The organism is Vibrio frigidus (assembly GCF_042465995.1).
Classification (GTDB): Bacteria; Pseudomonadota; Gammaproteobacteria; order Enterobacterales; family Vibrionaceae; genus Vibrio.
Genome location: NZ_JBCDMC010000029.1, coordinates 1 through 4,157, shown reverse-complemented (window position 1 = coordinate 4,157; position 4,157 = coordinate 1). Strand labels below are relative to the sequence as shown.

Below are 4,157 nucleotides of genomic sequence, written 5' to 3'. Positions count from 1 at the left end.
AATCTAGGTCAATTCATTTCACTTCACTATAACGCACACTATAAACCCGTCACCATGACCACGGAATTGGGTCGCACGCTCACCTTGGGTTATTCAGGATCTCGCCTTGTCAGTATTAAAGATGGCGTAGGGCGAACCACACAATATCGTTATGAAAACAATCAGCTAAAGGCGGTGGTTCAATTTGATGGCAAAAAGCAGTCGTATCTTTATGCTTACGCCAGTGAGCCGCTCGCCATTACATCAAAAACAGACGGGCAAAAAAACAGTTGGTTATATGGCTACCAACAGCAAGGCGGAAAAGCGGTGGTGGCGACTCAAACCGATGCCGCAGGTAACAAATTTGGTTATCAATATGACTTTCTAAATGATGAAACGGTCATGACCCACCGCAATGGGTCAAAGACGCGCTACCAGTACGATGGCAACAATAAGGTTATTTCAGTCATTCACGACAGTGATGGCAGCGAAATCAACCATATATACGACACAAAAGGCAACCTGCTTAGTACGCAAAACGAGGTAGGGGATATCACCCGTTATAGTTACAACGTCAATGGAGAACGGCTTTCTATTACTGATGGGGAAGGCAACCGCACAGTACTTGAACGTGACACACTTGGCCGAACTGTGACACTGACCGACGGTGCAGGGGAGAGTACAGAGCATAGTTATAACGCGTTTGGAAAAGTAAACAGCATTGAGAAAGCAGACGGTTCAATGGTTTCACAAACGTGGCAAGGCCAGTTGATGGTCTCTCGAACCGACGAATCAGGTAATACCGCAGAGTATCAATACGACGACAACGGGTACCCTACACAAATCACGCAGTTTAACGACGACACCCCTAGTGGTGATGAAACCATTCAGCGGCTCAGTCATGATGCTATCGGGCGGGTAAACTGGATTAACATCGGCTCGGAAAATACCCCAGAATCACAATGGCGTCTTACGCAGTATTTTTATACGGCGAAAGACGGTCGCCAGCTCGACAAACCGACCAAGATAATCGACCCACTGAATCGCGTGGCTTTGCTTGAGTACAATCCCAATGGCTTACTCACCTACAACAAAGATTTTTCAGGTGTAGAGACGTTCTATACCTACACCGCGATGAACAACGTGGCGAGTAAGCGCATTGTGATGCCTGCCGCCAATGCGTTAGGAGAAACCATTGAGTACCACACTGGTTATCAATACGATGTGGAAAATAACCTTGTAGAGGTGACTCAGCCCGGTGACATCGTGTGGCAATACCAATACGATGAACGAAACCGATTGGTCCGTTCTTCTATTAAAGGTACCGAGGTCGTTAAGCGATTTAGCTACGACGAAGCCGGACGAAAACAGTCAGAGATCACCAGCCAAGGCGATGTCAGCCAATTTGATTATTACGACAACAGCCAGTTAAAACAACAAACCGATCTATTGGGTAATACGCAAACGTATTTTTACGACGGCGCTGGGCGTTTGATTCAGATCTCCGATCATGCCCGTAATAGTGACATCTCGTTTGAGCGCAATGCATTAGGGCATATCGTTGAAAAAACCGATGCCAATGGCAATCTCATATACATCACACCCAACCCATCGGGTCAGTTACTTGCCGTTTCCATTGCTAATAGCACCGAGAGCCGACAACGGCATCAACTGGACTGGCGGGGCAAGCGGCTCTCGACAACGAATGCGCTCGGTGGAGAAGTAACGTCGCACTACAATGCCTTTGGCGAGCCAATAAAACAGGCGAATTCTGTTGGGGCCATGCAGACTCAAAGTTTTGACGCCATTGGTCGAATGAACACGCGCGTTGACAGCCGTGGCCTGGAAACCACATGGCGATACACCCAGTATGCTGACCGATTAGATGTGCTCGAAACTCAAACCGACACATTAAACATCGGCCTTCGAGGCGGCAAAAGAGAGAACAAAAAAACCTACGACTTAATGGGACGCTTGATACAGTATCAAGACCGTTTGGCGCAGGTGTGGCGGTTTGATTACAATCAACAAGGGCTACTGAACAAAACCGTCAACCCTGATGGCAGCACAATCACTCGCCGCTACAATAAAGTGGGTCAATTAGCTCAGTTATCCCAATCACCCGAGGATGATTCAAGTCCCACTCGGCATACCTATTATCAGTACGACAGCGAGGGTCGATTAACCCACGAACAGTTGCCTCACCATGAAGTGGGTAATGGCAATCAATATCGCTACGATGCCGCTGGTCATATCACCGCTATCACCTACGCCGATGGCAGTGAAGTGCAAATCCGTTACGATTCTGCTGGTCGCAAGATAGAAGCGAACTACCCTCAACAGTTAAGTGAACGTTGGCAGTATGATGCCAACGACAATCTCGTCAGTTTTATCGACCGAGCTGATGAAGAGTGGCGTTACCGTTATAACGCCGACAATCAATTGGTTGAATTCTGCGACCCTGTGGCCGGTGATGCCGGATGCAACGCCGCGAGCCGTTACCAGTACGACATGATGGGCAATCGCACTGCGTATATTACCCCACTTGGCCATGCGACACGTTGGCAACATAATGCTCTGGGTTGGGTAAAAGCCCAAACCGATCCCAGCAAGAGCATGACACGTTATAGCCATGATAATGCTGGCCGAGTGACGGCAATTACCGACTCCTTAGGCAATAAAACCGAGCAGACTTATACCGCGTTTGGTGAGTTGAGCAGCGTGACCGATCCGCTAAAAAATACGACCCAATTTTATTACGATGCGTCAGGTCGGCTCATCGAGCGCAAAAACAGTCAAGCCGCGTCCGAGCAGTGGGCGTATAACTACCGAGATCAGATTAGCCAATACACCGACGCCCTTGGTCACCAAACGGGTTACCAATACAACGCCTTTGGCAATATCACTGAAGTTAATCAGCCACTGGACAGCACCATACAATACCAATGGAATGCGGCAGACAAGTTAACGCAGGTGACCGAGCCCATGGGGGGCGTACAAACCTTCGGTTATGATGAACGCGCCCGTCTGACCCAATACACCAATCAAAATGGGCATCAATGGCAATATCAATACAACCAGTTAGGCCAACTAACCACCCAATACCAACCTGAATCGGACACCGATATTCGCTATGGTTATGATGCTTTGGGTCGTAAAACCTCAGAGCAGTTTGATTATCTTGGCGACACGCAAACCAATCGTTGGGGCTACGACGCGGTGGGTAGGTTAAGTCATGTGGATAACCCTTACCTTAAGGAAAGCTATATTTATGACGCCGATAGCCAGTTAACCCAAAGCCACAATAAAACACTTGATGAGCGCTTTACGTATGCCTTTGATGACAATGGACGCCGCATACAAGGCCAGTTGGGTAACAACCAGACCGTGCATTATAAGCACGACAGCAAGGGCCGCATTACGTCGATAATACGCACGAGTGAGGATGACGAAGATCTCGTCTTTTCGCTCAGTTATGACAACAATGACCAGATCATTAAGGTCGATTACCCCAATAACAGCCGTCGCTGGATAGGCTATGACAGCGAAGGTCGCGTCACATCGATAAAGGTAGAGCAGCAATGGTATACCTATCGTTGGGAGAATAGTTGGAATACCGTTGAGCTGTTTGCGTATCGTTACGACGCGGCGGGGAATTTGATTGCCGAGAATCGAAAAACCAAAGAAGCGTATTACGATCAGTGGGCCTATTTTGAATACGACCAACTGAACCGGGTTATCAAAGCTGATTATCCTTTGCATTACGATAACTTCTATCAATGGGACAAAAACGGCAACCTGGTGAATAAAAAAGCCAAGGGGTTGGAATACAAATACGAGTATGACAACGCCAACCAGCTCACGGGGTACCGTGGCAACTACTACCTTTGGTATGACGTTGACCATGATGATAATGGCAACCAGACCAACGAGCATGCTTATGGTTACACCTTCGATTATCAGTTTAACGCGTTAGGCCAGTTAACCGGTTTCGATAAATGGGACAACACCAAGGTGCGTTACGGGTATGACAGCCGAGGCCGGCGGGTATCGACTAAGCGTAGCATGACGCACAGCAAAAACTGGGGCGAGTTTGAGCAACACACCGCCTATGACGGTCGTCAGGAATTTGCGCAGTGGATAAAAGACAAAGACGAGGCGTTTATTCCGTTTCGCAC

General features: G+C 48.2%; 1 protein-coding gene. It reads left to right on the top strand.

Annotated features, from left to right (window positions below):
* Positions 1–4,157 (top strand): hypothetical protein (locus AACW90_RS22820; protein WP_390239349.1); only part of this gene is annotated, 4,157 nt, incomplete at both ends.